The 20862-nt window shown below is 67.7% G+C and carries 14 protein-coding genes; 4 read left to right on the top strand and 10 right to left on the bottom strand.

The genetic code is table 11. The features are described from left to right. Position 1: 1 nt before the first annotated feature. Complete coding sequence (locus AWC18_RS17890) at positions 2 to 859, bottom strand: alpha/beta fold hydrolase (protein ID WP_064998217.1); 858 nt, start codon at positions 857 to 859, stop codon at positions 2 to 4. A gap of 112 nt (positions 860 to 971) precedes the next feature. Between AWC18_RS17890 and AWC18_RS17885 the strand changes: the two genes are divergently transcribed. Beyond that, complete coding sequence (locus AWC18_RS17885; RefSeq protein WP_064998216.1) at positions 972 to 1523, top strand: TetR/AcrR family transcriptional regulator; 552 nt, start codon at positions 972 to 974, stop codon at positions 1521 to 1523. Between the two features lie 17 nt (positions 1524 to 1540). Here the strand turns inward: AWC18_RS17885 and AWC18_RS17880 are convergent, their stop codons facing one another. The 4 genes from AWC18_RS17880 to AWC18_RS17865 all read right to left on the bottom strand — a co-directional run bounded on the left by AWC18_RS17880 (position 1541) and on the right by AWC18_RS17865 (position 9118). After that, on the bottom strand, positions 1541 to 1951 hold the full coding sequence (locus AWC18_RS17880) for an acyl-CoA thioesterase (protein WP_272937700.1): 411 nt from the start codon (positions 1949 to 1951) through the stop codon (positions 1541 to 1543). A 29-nt stretch (positions 1952 to 1980) separates the two neighbouring features. Next, positions 1981 to 6837 (bottom strand): NAD-glutamate dehydrogenase, encoded by a 4857-nt coding sequence (locus AWC18_RS17875; RefSeq protein ID WP_085139610.1) that lies wholly within the window; start codon positions 6835 to 6837, stop codon positions 1981 to 1983. Between the two features lie 53 nt (positions 6838 to 6890). After that, the gene (gene ettA / locus AWC18_RS17870) at positions 6891 to 8564 is read right to left on the bottom strand and encodes an energy-dependent translational throttle protein EttA (RefSeq protein ID WP_064998214.1); all 1674 of its coding nucleotides are present in this window, start codon (positions 8562 to 8564) and stop codon (positions 6891 to 6893) included. A gap of 80 nt (positions 8565 to 8644) precedes the next feature. Beyond that, the gene (locus AWC18_RS17865; protein WP_064998213.1) at positions 8645 to 9118 is read right to left on the bottom strand and encodes a single-stranded DNA-binding protein; all 474 of its coding nucleotides are present in this window, start codon (positions 9116 to 9118) and stop codon (positions 8645 to 8647) included. 310 nt (positions 9119 to 9428) lie between these two features. Between AWC18_RS17865 and AWC18_RS17860 the strand changes: the two genes are divergently transcribed. Beyond that, entirely contained in the window at positions 9429 to 10772 is a 1344-nt protein-coding gene (locus tag AWC18_RS17860) for an MFS transporter (protein ID WP_064998230.1), read from the top strand. 132 nt (positions 10773 to 10904) lie between these two features. Next, a complete protein-coding gene (locus tag AWC18_RS17855) occupies positions 10905 to 11636 on the top strand; it encodes a nitroreductase family protein (protein WP_064998212.1) in 732 nt (243 codons plus the stop codon). On the opposite strand, the gene AWC18_RS17850 is transcribed toward AWC18_RS17855, so the two are convergent. Further along, a complete protein-coding gene (locus AWC18_RS17850) occupies positions 11598 to 12428 on the bottom strand; it encodes an SDR family NAD(P)-dependent oxidoreductase (RefSeq protein ID WP_064998211.1) in 831 nt (276 codons plus the stop codon). The two genes, AWC18_RS17855 and AWC18_RS17850, sit on opposite strands and share 39 nt — an antisense overlap. Before the next feature lie 115 nt (positions 12429 to 12543). On the opposite strand from AWC18_RS17850, the gene AWC18_RS17845 reads away from it, so the two are divergent. Next, positions 12544 to 13122 (top strand): TetR/AcrR family transcriptional regulator, encoded by a 579-nt coding sequence (locus tag AWC18_RS17845; protein ID WP_064998210.1) that lies wholly within the window; start codon positions 12544 to 12546, stop codon positions 13120 to 13122. Here the strand turns inward: AWC18_RS17845 and AWC18_RS17840 are convergent. The 4 genes from AWC18_RS17840 to AWC18_RS17825 all read right to left on the bottom strand — a co-directional run bounded on the left by AWC18_RS17840 (position 13119) and on the right by AWC18_RS17825 (position 20629). Continuing rightward, positions 13119 to 15116: a bifunctional copper resistance protein CopD/cytochrome c oxidase assembly protein gene (locus AWC18_RS17840; RefSeq protein ID WP_064998209.1), complete on the bottom strand. Its 1998-nt coding sequence runs from the start codon at positions 15114 to 15116 to the stop codon at positions 13119 to 13121. The genes AWC18_RS17845 and AWC18_RS17840 overlap by 4 nt on opposite strands. Before the next feature lie 67 nt (positions 15117 to 15183). Continuing rightward, complete coding sequence (locus tag AWC18_RS17835; RefSeq protein ID WP_064998208.1) at positions 15184 to 17538, bottom strand: glycerol-3-phosphate 1-O-acyltransferase; 2355 nt, start codon at positions 17536 to 17538, stop codon at positions 15184 to 15186. Continuing rightward, positions 17535 to 19211 carry an HAD-IB family hydrolase/lysophospholipid acyltransferase family protein gene (locus tag AWC18_RS17830; protein WP_085139609.1) on the bottom strand — a complete coding sequence of 559 codons (1677 nt, stop codon included), beginning with the start codon at positions 19209 to 19211 and terminating at the stop codon, positions 17535 to 17537. The genes AWC18_RS17835 and AWC18_RS17830 overlap by 4 nt, the downstream gene beginning before the upstream one ends. Continuing rightward, positions 19208 to 20629, bottom strand: coding sequence for a wax ester/triacylglycerol synthase family O-acyltransferase (locus AWC18_RS17825; protein WP_085139671.1), 1422 nt, complete (start codon positions 20627 to 20629; stop codon positions 19208 to 19210). Before AWC18_RS17825 ends, AWC18_RS17830 begins: the two co-directional genes overlap by 4 nt. Positions 20630 to 20862: the final 233 nt, after the last annotated feature.

The following is a 20862-nucleotide window of genomic DNA, read 5'->3' as shown; positions in this document are numbered from 1 at the left end:
CTCAGCGTCTGGCGCGCACTTCCGGACCGCTTGCGGTGCTGGCGAATTCGGCGACCACGTCGGCCAGGCGGTCCGGCTGATCGATCATCGAGTAGGTGCGCGCGCCGCCGATCAGTTCGAAGCGGGAGTTGGGCAGCGCGCCGGCGAGGCGCCTGCCGTCATCGACGGGAAAGAACAGATCGTCGGCAGACCAGGCGATCAGGGCCGGCTTGGTGAACTCGTGCAGGCGCGCCGCGGCATCCAGGGCGGTCTGCTGGTGCAGCGACTTGGTCAGGTGCCGGAGGTCTTCGGCGATCGCGGCGTCGCCCAGCGCGGGTTTGACCCACTCCTTCACCAGCCGGTCGATATCGCCGTGCGACAGGGCACCGTATCCACGATGACGAACCATCCGCAGCCGCATCGGCTGGAGCACTCCGCGGAACGTGATGGCTGTCTTCGCCGCCAGCATGAACGGTTTCAGAATGGGCGGCGGGAAATGCTCGAAGGCGTCGCAGCTGGTCAGCACCAGCGCCCCGAGCCGGTCCGGGTGGTTGACCGCGACCAGTTGGGCGATCAGGCCGCCGGTGTCGTTGCCGACCAGCACCACGTCGGAGAGGTCGAGCGCTGCCATGAACGCGTCCACCATGGCGGCGATCCCGGGCAGCGTCCGATCGGCGCCGACCCGTAACGGTGTCGGATGCGCGCCCAGCGGCCAATTCGGGGCGATGCAGCGGAGATTTCGCCCTGCCAGGCGGGCGCTCAGTGGACCCCACAGCGAGGCCCCCATGGCGTAGCCGTGGATGAACAGCACCGGGCGGCCATCCCGCGGACCCGCGGTGTCGTAGTGGATTGTTCCGGCGTCAATGTCAACGGTCGGCATGGGGAGCTCCTAACATAGTTACGTGCAACCTGCCGATAACTTACCGACAGCCTGTACGGAAATCAAGCGTCGGACGCAAGCCGAGCGTTCCGCCGCCACCCGTGCTGCCCTGATGAGCGCGGCCCGCCGACTGTGGGGTGCGCGTGGTTATGCCGCCGTGGGGACCCCCGAGATCGCCGAGGCCGCCGGCGTGACCCGTGGCGCGATGTATCACCAATTCCCGGACAAGGCAGCGCTTTTCCTGGCCGTCGTGGAGTCCGTGGAAGCCGACGTGATGGTGCGGCTCGCCGAGGCGGTGGCCGCCTCCGCAGCCTCCACCCCCGCCGCCGCGCTACGGGCGGCCGCCGAAAACTGGCTGGTGGTGGCCGAGGATCCGGAAGTGCGCCAGATCGTCCTGCTCGATGCCCCCAACGTGCTGGGGTGGGACGGCTTTCGCGACGTGGCTCAGCGCTACAGCCTGGGCATGACCGAGGCGCTGCTCAGCGAAGCCATGCAGGCCGGACAACTCCCCCACCAGCCGGTCCGTGCACTCGCGCACGTTCTGATCGGTGCGCTCGACGAGGCGGCGATGGTGATCGCGACGGCCGATGATCCCGAGCAGGCGCGCGCCGACGTGAGCACCGTCATTCAACGACTGCTCGACGCCATGCTCACCGAGGGCTGATCTGGGCGCGCCGGCGCTCAGCGGCGGATGAACTTCTCCAGATAAGCGCGATGGTCCGCCGAGAGCCGCACCAGCTTCTGCTCATCGATGCTGAACGTGGCCAACTGCGTCTCGGCGATCACGGCCGGCCGCGAATCCCGGGCCGCGTGCACCGAGCGCACCTCGTAGCCGATGGTGAAGTCCACCGTGCGCAACCGCGGCACCCACATCGTCACCTGCAGTGGTGAGTCGGTCAGTCGCAGTTGCCCCTTGTAGGCGACTTTGACCTCGGCGATCAGCAGTCCCACGCTGGTGATGTCGACCGCGAACGCCGGCGACAGGAAGGGCACCCGCGCCTCTTCGAGCAGCGTCACCATCGTTGCGTGGTTCACGTGCTGGTACATGTCGATGTCTGACCAGCGCACCGGAACCGACGCCACAAAGCCCACCGGCTCCTCGGCGGACTCGCCGGCCGGACTCACGAGGCGGCCCCGCGCCCGCTGGCGCGCGTCATGCTGCGGATCTGCCGCGCCGCCACCGACAGGGTCGCCAGATCCCGCTGGTCGGATTCGTAGATCTGCGTCAGCGTGCGCCGGGCCCGCTGCACGGGTGAGGCGTTGGTCGCTTCCCATTCGATGATTTTCTGCATCCCGTCCTCGTCCGGTTCCCCGACCGCCAGCACATCCAGGCATAGCGACCGCACCGAATTGTAGATGTCGTCCCGGATCGCCAACCGCGCCAAGGCGTGCCAGCGGTCGTCGCGCGGCAGCTGAGCGACCGCGGTCAGCAGCCCGTCGATACCCAGCCGATCCATCAGCGCGAAATAGGTGTCCGCGACCTCGTCGGCGTCACGCTCGGTGATGTCGGCGACATCGATGATGTCGAGCAGGCTGTAGCGGTACAGGCCCAGCGCGACGTCGGATGCCAGGCCACGAGGCACGCCCTGCGCCTCGAACTCGCCGATGTGCTTGGCGACGATGGCGGCGTCGTCGCCGCGCAACCATTCCGACATCCGCGGCGACAGCGCGGAAACCTGCTCGGCGAACCGATTGATCTCGGCGCCCACCGCCAGCGGCTGCGGGCGGTAGTTGAGCAGCCAACGGCCGGCGCGGTCGATGAGCCGGCGCAGGTCCAGTGTCATCCGGTCGGTCACCGCAACCGGCAGACCGTCTTGCTCACCGGCGGCCCGAATCCGGCGCCACAGGTCGCCCACCCCGAAGATGGCGTCGGTCGCGACATAGGCGCGCACCGCGTCGACCAGCTCGACACCGGCGTCCTCGGTGATCCGGAATGCGTAGGTGATGCCCGCGGTGTCCACCACGTCGTTGATCAGCATCGTGGTGACTATTTCGCGGCGCAGTTGGTGCTGGCGGATCTCGGCGCCGAAGCGCTGCTGCAGCACCTGCGGGAAGTACTGCGGCAGCCGGGCGGCGAACACATCCTGGTCCGGGAGGTCGGTGGCCAGCACCGCCGCTTTCAGCGTCAGCTTGACGTGCGCCATCAACGTGGCCAACTCCGGTGAGGCCAGGCCCAGCCCGGCCTCGGCGCGTCGGGCGATCTCCTTCTCCGAGGGCAACGCCTCCAGCTCACGGTTGAGCCCGCGGTCGGCCACCAAGTGGCGGATCTGATCGGCGTGCACCGGCAACAGGCTGGCGGCGTTGGCACGGCTGGTGCCCATCAGGTCGTTCTGGGCGGTGTTGTCGGCCAGCACCAGTGCGCTGACCTCGTCGGTCATCGACGCCAGCAACGCCGGCCGGTCGGCTGCGTCCACCTTGCCGACGGTCACCAGGGCATCGATCAGAATCTTGATGTTGACCTCATGGTCGGAGCAGTCGACGCCGGCGGAGTTGTCCAGGGCGTCGGTGTTGATCCGCCCGCCGGCCAGATCGAACTCGACCCGGCCCAGCGGCGTCACGCCGAGGTTTCCGCCTTCGCCGATCACCTTGGCGCGCACCTGGTTTCCGTTGACCCGCACCTGGTCGTTGGCGCGGTCGCCCACATCGGCGTCGGATTCGGACTCGGCTTTGACGTAGGTGCCGATGCCGCCGTTGAACAGCAGGTCCACCGGCGCCCGCAGGATCGCCCGGATCAGCGCCGGCGGGGTGAGCTCAGTGACGTTCTCGTCGAGACCCAGCACCGCGGCGACCTGGGGGCTGACCGGCACCGACTTCAGGTCCCGCGCGTATACGCCTCCTCCGGCGCTGATCAGCGACTTGTCGTAGTCGTCCCAGCTGGATCGGGGCAGTTCGAACATCCGCTGTCGCTCGGCGAAGGACCGAGCGGGATCGGGGTCGGGGTCGAGGAAGATGTGCCGATGGTCGAAGGCGGCCACCAGCCGGATGTGTTCGCTGCGCAGCATGCCGTTGCCGAAGACGTCACCGCTCATGTCTCCGATTCCGACGACGGTGAAATCCTGGGTCTGGGTGTCGATTCCCATTTCCCGGAAGTGCCGCTTGACCGACTCCCAGGCGCCCTTGGCGGTGATGCCCATCTCCTTGTGGTCGTAGCCGACCGACCCGCCGGAGGCGAACGCGTCGCCCAGCCAGTAGCCGTAGGACTCCGCCACGCCGTTGGCGATGTCGGAGAAGCTGGCGGTGCCCTTGTCGGCGGCCACCACCAGGTAGGCGTCGTCGCCGTCGCGGCGCACGACCTGCGGCGGCGCGCTGACTTCGCCGGTGGCGTGATCGACGTTGTCGGTGACGTCGAGCAGCCCGGAGATGAACAGCGTGTAGCAGGCGATGCCCTCCTCGCGGGTTGCCTCGCGGTCGGCTATCGGATTACCGGTGGGCGTGGGTGGGTGCTTGACCACGAACCCGCCTTTGGCTCCGGTCGGCACGATCACGGCGTTCTTGACCTCTTGAGCCTTGACCAGTCCGAGGATTTCGGTGCGGTAGTCCTCGCGGCGATCCGACCAGCGCAGGCCGCCGCGCGATACGAAGCCGAACCGCAGATGCACCCCCTCGACGCGCGGCGAGTAGACGAAGATCTCGAACTTTGGCCGGGGCAGCGGCAATTCGTCGATCAGGCCGGCATCCAGCTTGAGCGCCAGCACGTTACGAGCGCGAGCCGACTCAGGCCGGGTGACAAAGTAGTTGGTGCGCAGGGTGGCTTGAATGAGGGAGGCCAATGCGCGCAGCACGCGGTCGGTGTCCAGGCTCACCACCGCATCGATACCCGCCGCGACCTCAGCGGCTGCGGCCTGTGCGTCGCGGTTGCGATGCGTGCGCGACGGATCGAACAATGCCTCGAACAGCGCCACCAGCGCCCGCGCGATCCTCGGATAGTTGTTGAGCACCGAAGCGATGTGGTTCTCGCTGTAGGGGAAACGGGCCTGGCGGAGATATTTGGCGTAGCAGCGCAGCACCGCCACCTGTTGCCAGTTCAGTCCCGCGCGCAGCACCAGCTCGTTGAATCGGTCGGGCTCGACACGGCCCTCCCAGATCGCGGTGACGGCGTCGGCGAATCGCTGTTCGGCGTCCTCACGCTCGGATCCGCTCGCCGGGACCTCGATGGTGGGGTGCGCGGACACCTTGAACTTGTAGATCCACACCTGCAGGCCGTCTGCGCGGGTGACGGTGAACGGCCGCTCTTCGAGAACCGCCACCCCCATGCACTGCAGCATCGGCAGCAACTTGCTCAGCGACGCGCCGTGCCCGCCGAGGAACCAGGCCAATTGACTTCCCTCGGACTGGCCGTAGTCGGAGAGCTCCAGCGTGACCGAGTCGTCGGTCAGCCGCTCGATGATCTCGATGTCGCCGACCGCCTCGACCGGGGTGACGGCCTGTTTGTAGATCTCACCGAAGGCGACGGCATAGTGTTCGGCCACCTCGGCATCGAGGGAGTCCTGCGCCGCGGTCTCAAGCAGACGGTCCCCCCAGGTGCGGGTGGCCTCGGCCAGCAGCGCCTGAATCCGGGACCGATTGGCCTCGCCGGTGTCCGCCGGACGGGCATCGGGCTCGTCGGACATCCGGACCATGAAATGCAGCAGGGCCCACGGCGCTTCGCTGACACGGGCGCTGTATTCCAGCCCTACGCCACCCAACTCGTGGATCAGGATGTCCTCCATGTGCAACCGGACCGGGGTGGTGTAGCGGTCGCGTGGCAGGTACACCAGGCACGACACGAAGCGCCCGGTTCGGTCGCCTCGCAGGAACAGCAGGGTTCCGCGCCGCGAACCCAGGTCGGACACCGCCATCGCCATGTTGAGCAACTGCTCGGCATCGATCGCGAAAAGCTCTGACCGCGGCACGGTTTGGATGATGTCAAGCAGCAGCTGACCGGGATGGCCGGGTTCCTTCTCGGCCAGGGCGAGGGCGTGGCGGACGGTGTGTGAGATGACCGGGATCTCGAAGACGTCGGCGTTCATGGCCCCGGCGGTGAACAGTCCCACGAAGCGGTGCGCGATGATGCTGTCGCCGGTGTCCTCGCGGATCACCACCACGTAGGTGCGGGAACTGAACCGCATGTAGCTGGGTACGGTGGCCTGCGCCAAGGTCAGCAGATTGTTGCCGGTGAGCCTGGGCCGCAAGGACTTACGCAGGCGCAGCACTCCCAGCCGGGCGGCGTCCTCAACCAGCACCTGCCCGTCGCGCACCACGCCGCTCTGGTAGCCCAGCAACACGAAATGCCCGTCGGCCAGCCACTGCAACAGAGCGGCGACATCCTGGCGGTCCGGCGCGGTGTAATGGCCGTGTGCATTGGCCTCAACGTCGGCGGCAAGCGCGTTGAGCGCGTTGCGCATTGCCGTGGAATCCACGGCGACCTGGCGGACGTCGGCCATGACGTCGGGTAGCAGGCGTTCGGTCTCGGCGAGGGTGTTGCGGCTGACCGTCGGTGAGAGCTGGACGTGGATCCAGGCCTCGGCTCCGGCCGAGCCGTCGGCAGATCTCGGTTCCACCGAGCGCAGCTCCCCGGCCGCATCGCGCCGCACGGTGAACACCGGTGACATGATCCCGACATAGGCCACCCCGAGCCGATGCAGCAGCACCGCCACCGAGTCCATCAACATGCCGGCGTGGTCGGTGACCACCTGCAGCGCGGGTCCGAACCCGGCCGGATCGTCGGCGGCATACACCGCGACGCGGGTCTCGCCGGCGCGCCGGTGTTGCGCCAGGCGTGCGTGGGCGGCCAGCAGTGCCGGGGTCACCACCGCGGTGGCGGCGGCTCGGCTGGCCGGATCCGTGCCACCCGGCGGCTCGTCACTGACCAGAGAGTCGGTGTGCGATCCGCGGTAGGTCTCGACGTAGACGGACGAGACCCAGTCAGGAATGCCTTGCGGCTCAGAGGGATCGGGAAATGTTGTCCACGCGGTCGATTCCTTGGTGGACTTTGTCATCCCACCCCTCCTGACTATGTGTCAGCTCCGGCAGCACGGCTACCGGACCAACCTTAGTCGCGGGTGAGCTTGCGGTGGGTCACTCGATGCGGACGCGCCGCTTCGGCGCCAAGGCGCTCCACCTTGTTCTCCTCGTAGGCGCCGAAGTTGCCTTCGAACCAGAACCACTTGGCCTCGTTGTCGTCGTCGCCCTCCCACGCCAGGATGTGGGTGCAGGTGCGGTCGAGGAACCAGCGGTCGTGGCTGATGACCACGGCGCAGCCGGGGAACTTCTCGAGGGCGTTCTCCAGCGAACCGAGGGTTTCGACATCGAGGTCGTTGGTCGGCTCGTCCAGCAGGATCAGGTTTCCGCCCTGCTTGAGGGTCAACGCCAGGTTCAGGCGGTTGCGCTCACCACCGGAGAGCACGCCGGCAGGCTTCTGCTGATCGGGGCCTTTGAAACCGAACGCCGAGACATAGGCCCGCGACGGAATCTCGGTCTGACCGACCTCGATGTAGTCCAAGCCGTCGGAGACCACTTCCCAGACGGTCTTCTTCGGGTCGATCCCGGCGCGGTTCTGGTCGACGTAGCTCAACTTGACCGTTTCGCCGACCTTCACCGTGCCACTGTCGGGCTCCTCCAGGCCGACGATCGTCTTGAACAGGGTCGTCTTGCCGACGCCGTTGGGGCCGATCACACCGACGATGCCGTTGCGCGGCAGCGTGAACGACAGGTCCTTGATGAGCTGGCGCGATCCAAAGCCCTTGTCCAGGTGCTCCACCTCGACCACGGTGTTTCCCAGGCGCGGGCCGACGGGGATCTGGATCTCCTCGAAGTCGAGCTTGCGGGTCTTCTCCGCCTCGACGACCATCTCCTCGTAACGCTGCAGGCGGGCCTTGTTCTTGGCTTGGCGAGCCTTGGCACCCGAGCGCACCCAGGCAAGTTCGTCCTTGAGTCGCTTCTGCAGCTTCTGGTCCTTCTTGCCCTGTACCTCCAGACGCTCGGCCTTCTTCTCCAGATAGGTCGAGTAGTTGCCTTCGTAGGGGTAGGCCCGGCCGCGGTCGAGCTCCAGGATCCACTCGGCCACGTTGTCCAGGAAGTAGCGGTCGTGGGTGACCGCGAGGATTGCGCCCGGGTAGGAGGCCAGGTGCTGCTCGAGCCACAGCACGCTCTCGGCGTCCAGGTGGTTGGTCGGCTCGTCGAGGAGCAGCAGGTCGGGCTTGCTCAACAGCAGCTTGCACAACGCCACCCGCCGGCGCTCGCCACCGGAGAGGTGGGTGACCGGCTCGTCGGGCGGCGGGCAGCGCAGTGCGTCCATCGCTTGTTCGAGCTGCGAGTCGATGTCCCAGGCGTCGGCGGCGTCCAGCTCCTCCTGGAGCTTGCCCATCTCTTCCATCAGCTCGTCGGTGTAGTCGGTGGCCATCAGCTCGGCGACCTCGTTGTACCGATTGAGCTTGGCCTTGATCGGCACACCCTCTTCGACGTTCTCCCGAACCGTCTTGGTGTCGTCCAGCGGCGGCTCCTGCAACAGGATGCCGACGGTGGCACCGGGCGCCAGGAAAGCGTCACCGTTGTTCGGTTTGTCCAGCCCAGCCATGATCCGCAGGACGCTGGACTTACCCGCACCGTTAGGGCCGACGACACCGATTTTGGCGCCGGGCAGGAAGTTCAGCGTGACGTCATCGAGGATGACTTTGTCGCCGTGTGCCTTGCGCACCTTCTTCATCGTGTAGATGAACTCAGCCATGCCGGGGTGTCGCCTCCTGGTCTCGCGAAATTGCTCGCCAACCATCCTAGGGGGTCGTCCCGCAGCACCGTCGGCTGCTGTCAGGGCGTCAAGGCCATCGCGGACAGCTCGTCGCCGCTGTCGGATCCGCCGTCCGCGCAGTCCGGACCATCGGCGTCGTCACTGCGGGCAACGACCGGCGGACTGTCCGGCCCGGCGGCGATGATCTTCTCCACCCGGGCCGCGCAGCGCGCCAGGTCGGGCCCGACCGCTGTCGCCCGCAACTCCACCGACGAGCGGCGAACCCCGTCCTTGTCCTCATACTCACTGGTGAAGACGTGGCCCACCACGATCACCGGCAGGCCTTTGCTCAGCGACGCTCCCACTCCGGTGACCAACCTGTCCCAGCAGTTGACGGTCACGAACAGGGAGTTGCCGGTCTCCCAGCTGCCATCGGCAGCGCGCTTGCGCGAATTGCTGGCAAGCCGGAACTTGATGAGCTCATGATCGCCCACCCGCCGCCGAATCGGGTCGTTGACGATGTTGCCGATCACGGTCAGTGTTGTCTCGAACATCGGGGTGTTTCCTTCCTGGTTGCGGCGGGCCGGACAAGCCCGCCGGTGCTGCGCCCATTGGGCCCGGCGGGCCCGACAAGGACGCCGGGCCGGCCCTCGCGCGCAGCGGGACCTGGGGAAGAACAGCGCATTGGGGATAACCCCGCGGCGCCCCGACCCGCCGGGCAGCTCGTGCCGCGGCAACCAGAAGTGGGTGGTCGGTTGGTATACGTTGCTTGCGGTGAGTACCAAAGGCCGGTCCGGCAGCGGTGATCACACGAGCCGCAGCACGTGGGCACGCGACGACATCCGGGTCTCCGACCGTGCGGCCATGCAGCGTTCGATCGCCGGGACCGCGATCGGCAATTTCATGGAGTGGTACGACTTCGGCATCTATGGCTTCCTGGCCACCACGATCGCGCAGGTCTTCTACCCCGGCGACAGCTCCAGCGCCGTCGGCCTGATCGCCACCTTCGGGACGTTGGCGGCGGCCTTCGCGGTGCGGCCGTTCGGCGGCATCGTCTTCGGAGCCCTCGGTGACCGGATCGGCCGCAGACGGGTCCTGATCATGACCATCACCCTGATGGCCGTCGGCACCACCGCTACCGGCCTGCTGCCGCTCTACGAAGACATCGGAATCTGGGCGCCGATCCTGCTCCTGGTCACCCGGATGATGCAGGGGTTCTCCACCGGCGGCGAGTACGTGGGTGCGATGACCCATATCAGCGAACATGCCCCCGACCGCAATCGAGGAGCATTGGCCGGCTTTCTGCCGCTGGGCACGCTCGGCGGCTACATCACGGGTGCGGCGCTGGTGGCTGTGCTGAAGTCCCAACTCCCGGCCGACGAGATGCTGCGGTGGGGCTGGCGCGTGCCGTTCCTGCTGGGAGTCCCGCTGGCAATCGTCACGTTGTATATGCGGTTGCGCATCGACGAGTCGCCGGTCTTCGAAGAGCTGAAGAACAAGGAGAACCACGACCCCGCCCGCGGCCACGGCTGGGGCCAGTTTCAGCGCACCGTGACACGGCAGCGCAGGGCACTACTGATCTGCGTAGGTCTGGTGCTGGCCGAGAACGTCACCAACTACATGCTCACCGGCTACCTGCCGACGTATTTCAAGCAGGTCGGTGGCATCAGCGATGGCGGCGGACTGGAGATGATCGTGGTGGCGCTGCTGGCGATGCTGGTCGCCGTGGTGCCGCTGGCGCGACTGTCGGACCGCATCGGCCGCAAACCGCTGCTGTGGACCGGCAGCGGTCTGCTGATCGTGGGATCCGTGCCCGCGTTTATGTTGATCGGCCAGGGCGGCAGCTATGCGCTGCGCCTGCTCGGTGTGTTGATGATCGCGCTGGCGCTGCTGTGCTTCTACAGCACCACACCGTCGACTCTGCCCGCCCTGTTCCCCTCGGCCGTGCGTTACTTCGCGGTGGCTATCGGCTTCAACATTTCCGTCTCGCTGTTCGGCGGCACCACGCCCCTGGTCTCCGAGGCGCTGGTCTCGGGAACCGGCAACGTCTTGACACCGGCGTACCTGCTGATGGGCGCGGGCGTCGTGGGGGCCGTCACGGTGTGGTTCACCCCGGAGATGGCCGGCAGACGACTGCCGGGATCGGGGCCGTCGGTGGCCACCGAGCAGGAGGCGCAGGCGATCGTCGAAGCGGGCCGGCGGGAGTAGCCCCAACACGGGGTTGACGGCGTCGCCGTCTATGCTGACGTAAGCACTGTTAACATTGCTCGCCCGTCGCCCGGTGGGCGCGCAATTCCTGCGCCGATTCAGTATCGAATCTCGTGTCGTCGAGGAGAAGCGATGAGCACAACCCCCGCCCCCTTCGTGCCCCCTGACACCGTCGAGGCGCTCGCGGGATTGAGCATGCCGCTCGCCGAGGCCATGCGCTCCCAGCGGGCGATCCGCCGGCTGCACTTCGCCCCCGTCGACGAAGAAGTGCTGCGCGAGGTGCTGGCGCTCGCACTGAAGGCTCCGACCAGCTCGAACAGCCAGGACTGGGCCTTTGTCGTGGTCAACGACCCGCAGCAGAAGCGACGCCTGGTGCGCAGCTACCAACGCATGTTCAAGCTGTTCGGGTGGGTCGCCCGGCGCGCTGCCCCCGACGAGCCGACGCGACGCCAGCTGCAGGTGTCCGAGTGGCAACGTGAGCACTACCACGAGCTGCCGACCCTCGTGGTGGTCTGCTACCGGCGCAGCCTGCTCCACCGGCCGGTGGGCTGGCCGCAGATCTCCGTCTCGGCGTTCCACGGTTCGGTCTATCCCGCGGTGCAGAACCTTCTCCTGGCGTGCCGCGCCGTTGGCCTGGGCGCCTCACTGCAGACGCTGCCCGTGGCGTTGGTCCGCCGCACCCGCCGCGTTCTGGAGCTGCCGCCCGAGCTGGTGCCGGTGTGCATCATCCCGATCGGCTGGGCTCGCGGGCGATACGGCCCGACTCAGCGTCCACCGATCGAAGACGTGGTGCACGTCGACCGCTTCGGCCACCAGCCGTGGCGATCAGTCCAGCCCGACCAGCTCGGCGGAGACGGTCCATAGCCCGTCGATGAGCTTGGGGTCGCCGGCTTGTCGGTTCTCCCGGCCGTTGGCCCGGTGGCGATCGAAGTAGACGCCGTTGATCTCCGGGTCGGCGCCGCGGTTGGCCAGTTCGATCAACGGCGTGGCCCCCTTGGCCGGGGTGATGGTCGCGAGGTGACGCAGCGGAGTGCGGTAGAGCAGCCCGACGAACCAGGAGTCGCGACCGAAACTTGAGGCGACCGGACCGGGATGCACTGCGGCAGAGACGATCTTGTCGTCGGCCCAGCGCGCCGCGATTCCCCGGGTGAACAGGATGTTCATCAGCTTGCTCGTCCCGTAGGCCCGCCCCTCAAAGGCGCGCCGGCGCCGATAGTCCAGGTCATCGAGGTCGACGTGCCCCAGGCGGTTGCCGATGCTGGAGGTGTTGACCACCAGAGCGCCACCGGCTGCGGCCAGCCGATCGCGCAGCAGGTTGGTCAGCAGGAACGGGGCGAGATGGTTGATCCCGAAGTTGGGTTCATGATCCTGGGCGGTACGCAGACTCGGCGCGAAGGTGCCACCCGCATTGTTCAGCAGGACGTCGATGTGGCCCACCTGTTCGCGGATCTGCTCGGCCAGGGCGCGAACCTGGTTCAGATCGGCGAAATCGGCGGTGAGCGCGGTGGCACCGGTGTCGGCGGCGACCGGCGCCAATTTCTGGGCCGATCGGCCGGTGACGACGAGGTTGACCTCCGGTCCGGCCAGGGCGCGCGTGGCGACGGCACCGATGCCGTCGCTGGCGCCGGTGATCACGATCGTTCGCGGTGAGCTCACTGCACGGTCTCCTTCGGTGGACGCCGGGCGAGCGCCTCATGTTAGCGACGCTTACACGCGGACGCTGCTAACGTTAAGAGCTCATGTAAGCGCCGTCAACACGGGGTAGTCACAGATGTCAACGTCGGCCAAGGCCTACCACCACGGTGACCTGCCCGGAACCCTGTTGCGCGCCGCTATGGATCTCCTTGAGGAAAACGGCGCCGCGGAACTGTCGCTGCGTGCCACTGCCCGCCGCGCCGGCGTATCGACCGCCGCGCCCTACCGGCACTTCGCCGACCGCAACGCGCTGCTGTCGGCGATCGCCGCCGTGGGCTATCACGAGTTGGCGACCGAGTTGGTCTCGGCACATCCCGCGCCGAAGACCGCCGACGATCTCGCCACCATCGCAGTCGCCTACGTCCAGTTCGCGGTGAACCGCCCAGGCCTGTTCCGGGTGATGTTCGCCGAGCAGTGCGATCCGACCAACCCGGAGCGGGCGGCGGCGGTGACGGCGATCCAGGACTGCCTGCACTCGATGGTCCAGGAGGTTTTTCCCGCGGCCGACCCGGAGGCAACGGCCATCGCCGTGTGGGGCCTGGTGCACGGCCTGGCCTTCCTGCACCTGGACGGCAAACTCGACACCTCCTCGGCACGGTCCGTCGCCGACCAGGTGCGCGCGGCGGTGCTTGCCGCAGCCGGCCAGATGACCTAGGCGCCGTCGCGGCGGGACATCTGGGCCAGCATCGCGTTGTAGGCGGCCAGTTCGGCGTCTTCATCGCGATCAGCGGCGCGGTCGAGTCGCTTGGCGGTACGCCGGTCGCTGCGATGCCATTGCACCAGCAGCGCAATCATCACCATGAGCAGCGGCAACTCGCCTGCCGACCAGGTGATGCCGCCGCCCAGGTGCTGGTCGCCGGCCAGGTCGGTGTGCCAGGGCAGGTTCAGCGCACCGTAGAACCACTCCCCGAGCACCTTGTGCATCCCCATCAGGAAGACCCCGAAGAAGCCGTGCAGCGGTAGCGAGGCGAACACCACCGCCAGCTTGGCCAGCGGCGAGATGGGCCGGGGGGTGGGGTCCACGCCGATCACAACCCAATAGAAGAGGTAGCCGCTGAGGATGAAGTGGATGTTCATCGCGAGGTGGCCGGCGTGACTGCCGACGATCGAGTCGAACAGGCTGCTGAAATACAGCCCGTAAAACCCGACGACGAAGATGATCGCCGCGATGATCGGATTGGTGAAGAACCGCGAGACCCGGCTGTGCAGCGCGGCCAGCAGCCATTCCCGCATCCCCGGCGGTTCGCCGCGACCGGCGACCGGCAGCGCCCGCAGGGCCAGCGTGGTCGGCCCGCCCAGGACCAGCAGGATCGGCACCAGCATCGACAGCAGCATGTGCACGGCCATGTGCATGCTGAACATCGCCGGCATGTAGCGACCGGTTCCCGACGAGGTGGCGAACAGCAGGGTCAGGCAGCCCAGCATCCAGGCGGTCGTGCGCCCAGCGGGCCACGCGTCACCGCGGCGGCGCAGCCGCAGCACCCCAGCCAGATACACACCGGCCAGGACTATCGCAGCGGTCCCGAACACCACGTCGAATCGCCAGTCGAACAGGATGCGCGCCACCGTCGGCGGCCCGGCGAAGTCGTAGCCGATCTTGACCATCGGGACCGACGGGTTGAGGTCCGCAGGCGGGGGCGGCGGGGTCCGGCCCAACCCCACCGCGACGCCGAAGGTGAGCGCGAAGACGACGGCCTCGGTCAGCGCCAGCCGAATCAGCGGAGCTCGCCTGTCCGGGTCGTCCTGCAGCAGGGCCACCCCGCGGCGACGCTGGCCGGCACCCAGGGCGCCGAGCGCGCACAACGCGACGAACTTGGCCACCACCAGCTGGCCATACGCGGTGGTCAGCAGCTCGGCAGGGGTCAACCGAACCAGCGCGTTGAGCACTCCCGACAGGCCCATCGCCACGAAGCACCACAGCGCCACGGTGGAGAAGCGCCGTGCTGCCAGGTCGGCGTGCTCCCCGCCGCGAATCGCGTGGACCAGCAGTGCCAGCAGTCCGCCCGCCCACAGGCCGGCGGCGACCAGGTGGATGAGCAGGCTGTTGGTGGCCAGGTCGTGTGACCCGCCCGCGGCCGAATGCCCGGACAGTCCCAATGGGATCAGGGTCAGCAGCGAACCCGCCAGCAGCGCAGGTGTCCAGGCCCAGCGCAGCACGGGCAGACTCGCCAGAGTCACCAGCGCGGCCAGCAGTGCGGTCCACCGCCAGGCCGACGCGGTGTCAACCAGTCCGGCAAACGACCAGGCCGTCGCCGGGTCCAAGAACTCCGACAACGGGTGACCCGAGACATCGGAGATCGTCAGCGGAACCAGCAGTGCGGCACACACCGCCCACGTTCCCGAGGCCACCGTGCCCAACCGCAGCGCACGGTAGCCGGCGGCGTCGAGTACGCCGCTGGACTGCGGCGGGACCAGAAACGCCGCGAGCAGAAAAGATCCCACCGCCAGCACTGCGGCCATTTCGCCGGCCGCCCGCACAAACGGCAGACCCAGCGTGGTCACGGGCCCGGGGTCGGGCAGGCCGGTCGCGGTGAGGGCATCGGCCAACGACAGCGCCCCGATTCCGGCGGCGACGCACCCCGCCAAAACCGCCAATCCGGCCAACATCGGAACCAGGATCGCCGTGCGGCTGCGGGTCGCCGAAGTCATGGCTCCAAGCGTATGGTGCGCGCCCGCCGCGGCGCATACCAGGCGGGTGACGGCGCGGCCTGCCCCGCTACCTGGTCAATCCCCGCCAATGCCGTCGCACCTCCATGTCCCGGGCGGCAAACGCCTCGCGGGCGATGCGGGCGATGTGATCGGAGTCCTGCAGGATCCTTCGCAGTTCCGCCCGGAATGCCTTGCGGCGTTCCGTGAGATCCGGCGCGGGTTCCAGCAGGCCCTGGTCGGCGACCACCTGGCATGCGGTCGCGAACAGCAGGGTGGACACCGACTCACTGCTGCGAACGCGTCCCTGTGCCACGTACTGGCGCCCGACGCCCAGCGCCAACTGCGTCAGCTCGTGCTCACCGATGTCGGCCGGTGCGTCGCACAGCACGTCGGCGATGATCGCGTAGGACTCGAAGAACACCCGCAGCATGACATCGGAGGTCACCGGCGTTTTTTCGGAGAGAATGCCGTCGATCTCAGCGCCACCCGCGGCGACCCGGGCCTGCCAGTCACCGAACCAGGACATCTCCTCGGCAAGGTTGTCGCGGAATGACGCGGAGTCGGCGAAGTAGAAGTCGAACTTGAGCAGGTCGCGCAGTCGCATCGCCTGCATCCAGAACGCGTCCAGCCGATCCCCTTCGCCGCGGCGGGCGTGGGCCAGCGCCAGTTCGACGATCGAGGTCTCCAGGAAGGCGTGGATCACCGAGTTGCGGTAGAACGACGCGGCGTGCTCGTCTTCGGGGGCGATCCGCCACACCGCCTCTCGCCCGCCGTCGACGCGGGTGACCGGATGCCCGTTGGACATCGCATCCACCGCGGCGCGTACCCCGTCACGGGTGCGCAGCCGCAACGCGCTGGTGGAGATCGGGGTCTGCTTGCGTTCCAGGTAGTCCAGACCGGCCTGCAGCGAATGGTGGATCTGGTCGAGGGTCAACGCCAGCCCGTGCGTGGTCAGCAGCAACGCCGACACCAGACCGGTCGCGCTGATCGGGGTGACCCGCTGGATTCGCCAGGCCACCTCGATGGCCATCTTCTGCATGGCCAGCCGCTTGGCGTCCGGGTCGGTCGCCGCCGGACTGTCGGGGGGACCGAGGTACTGGCGCATGGATACGGCTTCGGGGAAACGCACGTGGATCTTGCCGTAGTTGCGTTCGCCCTGGGCTTTGATGAAGCGGTAGAGCCAGCGGATGCCCTCCGGCGTCTTCTCCCCGCCTCGGGCGTATGCGGCATACTCGTCGGTCTCGTGCAGCTGGTCGAAGCTGATCGAAACACCCTGCAGGAGAACATCTTCGGTGCGTCCGTCCAGGTAGGCGTCCGCGACGTAGGTCATCAGCCCGAGCTTGGGGGGCAGCATTTTGCCGGTGCGTGACCGGGTGCCCTCGATGGACCAGCTCAAGTTGAACCGTTTCTCCATCACATAGCCGACGTACTCCTTGAGCACGTACTTGTAGAGCGGGTTGTTGCCGATGCTGCGGCGGATGAAGATGACCCCGGCGCGGCGCAGCAACGGCCCCATCAATCCGAACGACAGATTGATACCGGCGAAAACATGGACCGGCGGCAGCCGATTCTCCTGCATCGCCACCGGCATGACCGCGCCGTCGATGTAGGACCGGTGGGAGAACAACAGCACCGCGGGATGGTTCTCCAGTGCGGTGCGCAACGCGGCGACCTGATACTCGTCGTAGTCGATCTCGGGGTCGAAGCCGCGGCTGAGCAGCCGGGTCAAGACGGCGACCAAGTCGACCGAGACGCGACTCCAGCCGGTGGACAGCTCGTCGAGCATCTTGCCGGCCTCGTCGACCGTGGCGCCCGGAATGGCTTCCAGGCCCTCGCGGAATCGGGCGGACGCCAAGATCTCCGGTTTCACCAGCCGCGGTGACTTGTACTGCGGGCCCAGGATCCGGTTCTCGGCGCGCTCCAGCGCCAGCACGGCACGGCGCGTGACGAAATGCGCAAAGTCCCGGGGGTTTTCACCGGCGGTGCGCTCACTCCACTGGCTGCGCAGGTCGGCCACACTGGCCGGCTCGCCGGCCACCACCCGGGCCAGCGACGGCTCGGTACGCAGGATCTGACGCTGTTGGCGTTCGCTGGGCCGATAGGGATTGCGGCCGGGCAGCAGGGCCGCCACCCGCTTCACGGCGGAGGCTTCGGCCCGGGGCATCCAAAAGACCCGGACCGGCAGGATCGACCGCTGCTCGTCGCGTTCGAGGTGCCCGACCAACCGGGCCATCACCCCGGGTGAGCGCTGCGACGGGTCGATCTCCAGCAGTTCGACGGCTTCGCCGCGCCGACCCTCCCGGAACCGTTCCAGCCACTCGTGAATGAGGTCGGCCTCCAGCGGCGACGACACATAGGCCAAGACCAGCGTTCCGGCAGTTGCCGTCGACCCCGAGGGGCCGGTGGCCGGTGATGTCGTCACTGCTCTCCCTTCAGGTCCGTCGGCTGCGCGGCGGGAGCCTTCTTGGCCGGGGCTTTCTTGGCGACCGCCTTCTTGGCCGCAGCTTTTTTAGCCGGAGTCTTCTTGGCCGCCGCTTTCTTCGCGGGCGCCTTCTTGGCCGGTGACTTCTTTGCCTGAGTCTTCTTTGCCGGAGTCTTCTTGGCCGGAGCGGCCGGCTTGGGCGACCAGGCAGGCAGCTCGTCGACGGGCCAGTCGGCCAGGGTGTCCAGGTACAGCTGGCGGACCTCCTCGATCCGCTCCGGCAGCGTGTCTACCGTCCAGTCCTCGACCGAGATCGGCGGGAAGACCGCGACGTCCACGGTGCCGGGGTGGGCACTCATGGAGTCGCGGGCCGCGACCACCTCAGCGTTGCGGATGATGACCGGCACGATCGGAATCCCGGCCGCCATTGCCAGCCGGAACGGGCCCTTCTTGAACGGGCCCACCCCGGTGGTGTCCACCCGCGTTCCCTCGGGCGCGATCACCACCGACAAACCCCGCTTGACGCGATCTTCGACCTGCTTGAGGGACTCCACAGCCGCTGCCGCGTCGTCCCGGTCGATGAACACCATCTCGGTCAGCTTTCCCAGCGGGCCGGCGATCGGATCTCGCTCCAGTTCACGCTTGCCGACGCTGACCCAGTTGTCCCGCACCAGCGACGCGGTGATCACCGGATCGACCTGGTTGCGGTGATTGAAGATGAACACCGCCGGCCGGGCGGCGGTGAGATTCTCTTTGCCGATCACGTTGAGCTGCACGCCGTTGAGGCCCAACAGCACCTGTGGGAACAGCGCGGTGAAGAAGTTGACGCCCCGGCGGCGGCTGCCGCTGAGCAGGCCCAGCCCGATGGCGCCGGCGCCCACCGGCACGATCGAGCTGAGGCCGGCCAGGTTCCGCAGCTGGCCGACGACGCCGCTGCCACGGCTGCTGAATCGCAGGATCGGCCAGCCGCGCTTGCGGGCGACCGAGGCCATCTTGCCCTCGGGGTTGGTCGGTCGCGGATTGCCGACCAGATGCATCAGCGCGACGTCTTCATCGCCGTCGGCGTAGAAGTAGCTGTCCTGGAGGTCGATGTCGTGTTCGGCGGCGAACTTCTGCACCGCGGCCGCCTTGCCCGGCCCCCACAGGATCGGTTCGACCACCTCTCCGGTGAGCACACCGTTCTCGTCGGTGACGAAGGCATTGGTGAGCGTGTTGGTGATGCCCAGGTAGCGGGCCACCGGTTCGACCTGAATGGTCAGCGCGGAAGAACTCAGCACCACGGTGTGGCCGCGCGCCTGGTGGGCCCGCACCACTGCACGCATCTCGGGGTAGATGCGCTTGGCGATCTTCTGGACGAACAGCCGCTCGCCGATCTCGTCGAGGTCACTGAGCGAACGGCCCCGCAGCGCCGACGACGCCGTCTTGATCAGCTCCTCGAATTCGATACGGCCGAGCTGATGGTTGAGCCCGGCCAGGATCATGCCGAACAACTCCCCCATCCCCATGTCCCGGCTGCGGAAACGCTCCCGGGTGAGGATGACGGCGGTGAAGCCGGCCACCAGGGTGCCGTCGAGATCGAAGAATGCGCCGATCTTGGGTCCGGGCGGGCTGGCGGCGATCTCGGCCACCGTTCCGGGCAGCCGCATGTCGCGTGACTTCGCGTCGTCGGTCATGACTTGCCCCCGGAGCCGAAGGAGGCCGGCACGCAGCGCGGCGCGGGATCACCGGCGAGCGCCAGCACTTCGTCGAAGCCCTCTACCAGGCAGGTGGTGAACAGTTTCTCGTCGCGCAGCGCCGCGCGGTCGTAGCGGACTGTGATGGTGCACTCGCCGCCCCGGGAGATCAGCACCACCATCATCGCGACTCCCGGCAACGGGCCGATCCCGTAGTGCCGCAGCACCTTCGCGCCCGCGATGTAGGTTTCGCCGGGATAGAACGCCACGTTGCTGGCCTGCACGTCGGCGCTGACCACCGACTCGGTCATCTTCTCCAGAATCGGGGACGGAAAGACGCTCACCAGCGGCGCGACGGAGCCCAGGACGTCCATCGCCGGCTCTTCACGACGTTGGGTCATCTGCGCCCGAATCCGTTTCATCCGCTCCACCGGGTCGGCGACTCCGACCGGGGCGGCCAGGTTCACCCCGGTGAAGCGATTGCCGCCGGCGGGATCGGCATCGGCGCGCAGGTTCACCGGGATCGCCATCGGCAGGGTGGCGATCGGCACCCCCAGCGCCCGGTGATAGCGCCCCAGTGCACCGGACAGGGCAGCCAGGTAGGCGTCGTTGATGGATCCACCGCCGGCCTTGGCGGCCCGGTGCAGGTCCGACAGCCGAACGTCGATCGCCTCGGTGCGGCTGGCCAGGCTGCGCCGACGCAGCAGCGGCGAGGGCTCGGCGGCCTGGCTCATGACGCGCGCACCGGATCGGGCGTAGGTGATGGCGCCGGTGACCGCCGACAACGGATCCCGCACGGTGCGGGTCGCCACCGACAGCGCCCCCATCAAGGCATCGCGGGCGCCTCCGAGCATCGCGATCGGCAGGTGGTTGATGCCTTCACGCATCAGGTCGTTGGCCGACAGGTCCTGCGGTACCGGTTGCGGCGGCATCGACCGCGCCGGGGGGTTGCGTTCCAGGTCATAGATCCGGCCGAACATCGCGGCGCCTCCGACACCGTCGGTGACGGCATGGCTCAGATGCATCAGGGTGGCGGCGCGCCCGTCGGCCAGCCCTTCGACCAGCGTCGCCGACCACAGCGGGCGCTGGATGTCCATCGGGGACTGCAGGGCCACCTCGGCCAGATCGAGCACCTCGCGCAGCCCCCCGGGCTCGGGCACCCGGATCCGCCGGACGTGAAAATCGAGATTGAAGTCGGGGTCTACCACCCAGCGTGGCGCAGCCGTCGGCAGCGTGGGCACCACGACCTTCTGGCGCAGCCGCAGGACTTTGCGTGAGACGTTCTCGAACAGGCCCCGGAAGCGGTCCCAGTCTGGGGTGGTGTCGAGCAATTCCAGGCCCATGATTCCTGAGCGGGTACGCGGATTGGCCTCGCCGCGGTGCAACAGGTAGTCGAGAGGACCGAGCTCGGTGGGCATTCCGTCGGCGTCCACCAGGTCACCCACGCCGAGCTCCCGACTCTGCAGCCCTGCCTCGCCCTGCTCGGCGCACCGAGGCGCTCACCACACACCACTCCTGATTCACAGACGTCACGAGCACCATTCAACGCTAGTTGTTGACCCCTGGCGACGGGTGTCGATTGGCGCAGATCCGGAGGCCCGCCGGCATATCGAAATACTGTGTTGGCCGGTTGAATTGGAAACCGGCGTTT

The sequence above is a fragment of the Mycolicibacter nonchromogenicus genome (assembly GCF_002101775.1).
Classification (GTDB): Bacteria; Actinomycetota; Actinomycetes; order Mycobacteriales; family Mycobacteriaceae; genus Mycobacterium; species Mycobacterium nonchromogenicum.
This window is presented reverse-complemented; position numbering and strand designations above follow the sequence as displayed.

Bases quoted from the DNA above. Each gene is read 5' to 3' on its own strand.
- AWC18_RS17890 (WP_064998217.1), bottom strand. From the start codon at position 859: ATGCCGACCGTTGACATTGACGCCGGAACAATCCACTACGACACCGCG.
- AWC18_RS17885 (WP_064998216.1), top strand. From the start codon at position 972: ATGAGCGCGGCCCGCCGACTGTGGGGTGCGCGTGGTTATGCCGCCGTG.
- AWC18_RS17875 (WP_085139610.1), bottom strand. From the start codon at position 6,837: ATGACAAAGTCCACCAAGGAATCGACCGCGTGGACAACATTTCCCGAT.
- ettA (WP_064998214.1), bottom strand. From the start codon at position 8,564: ATGGCTGAGTTCATCTACACGATGAAGAAGGTGCGCAAGGCACACGGC.
- AWC18_RS17865 (WP_064998213.1), bottom strand. From the start codon at position 9,118: ATGTTCGAGACAACACTGACCGTGATCGGCAACATCGTCAACGACCCG.
- AWC18_RS17860 (WP_064998230.1), top strand. From the start codon at position 9,429: ATGCAGCGTTCGATCGCCGGGACCGCGATCGGCAATTTCATGGAGTGG.
- AWC18_RS17855 (WP_064998212.1), top strand. From the start codon at position 10,905: ATGAGCACAACCCCCGCCCCCTTCGTGCCCCCTGACACCGTCGAGGCG.
- AWC18_RS17845 (WP_064998210.1), top strand. From the start codon at position 12,544: ATGTCAACGTCGGCCAAGGCCTACCACCACGGTGACCTGCCCGGAACC.
- AWC18_RS17840 (WP_064998209.1), bottom strand. From the start codon at position 15,116: ATGACTTCGGCGACCCGCAGCCGCACGGCGATCCTGGTTCCGATGTTG.
- AWC18_RS17830 (WP_085139609.1), bottom strand. From the start codon at position 19,211: ATGACCGACGACGCGAAGTCACGCGACATGCGGCTGCCCGGAACGGTG.
- AWC18_RS17825 (WP_085139671.1), bottom strand. From the start codon at position 20,629: ATGCCCACCGAGCTCGGTCCTCTCGACTACCTGTTGCACCGCGGCGAG.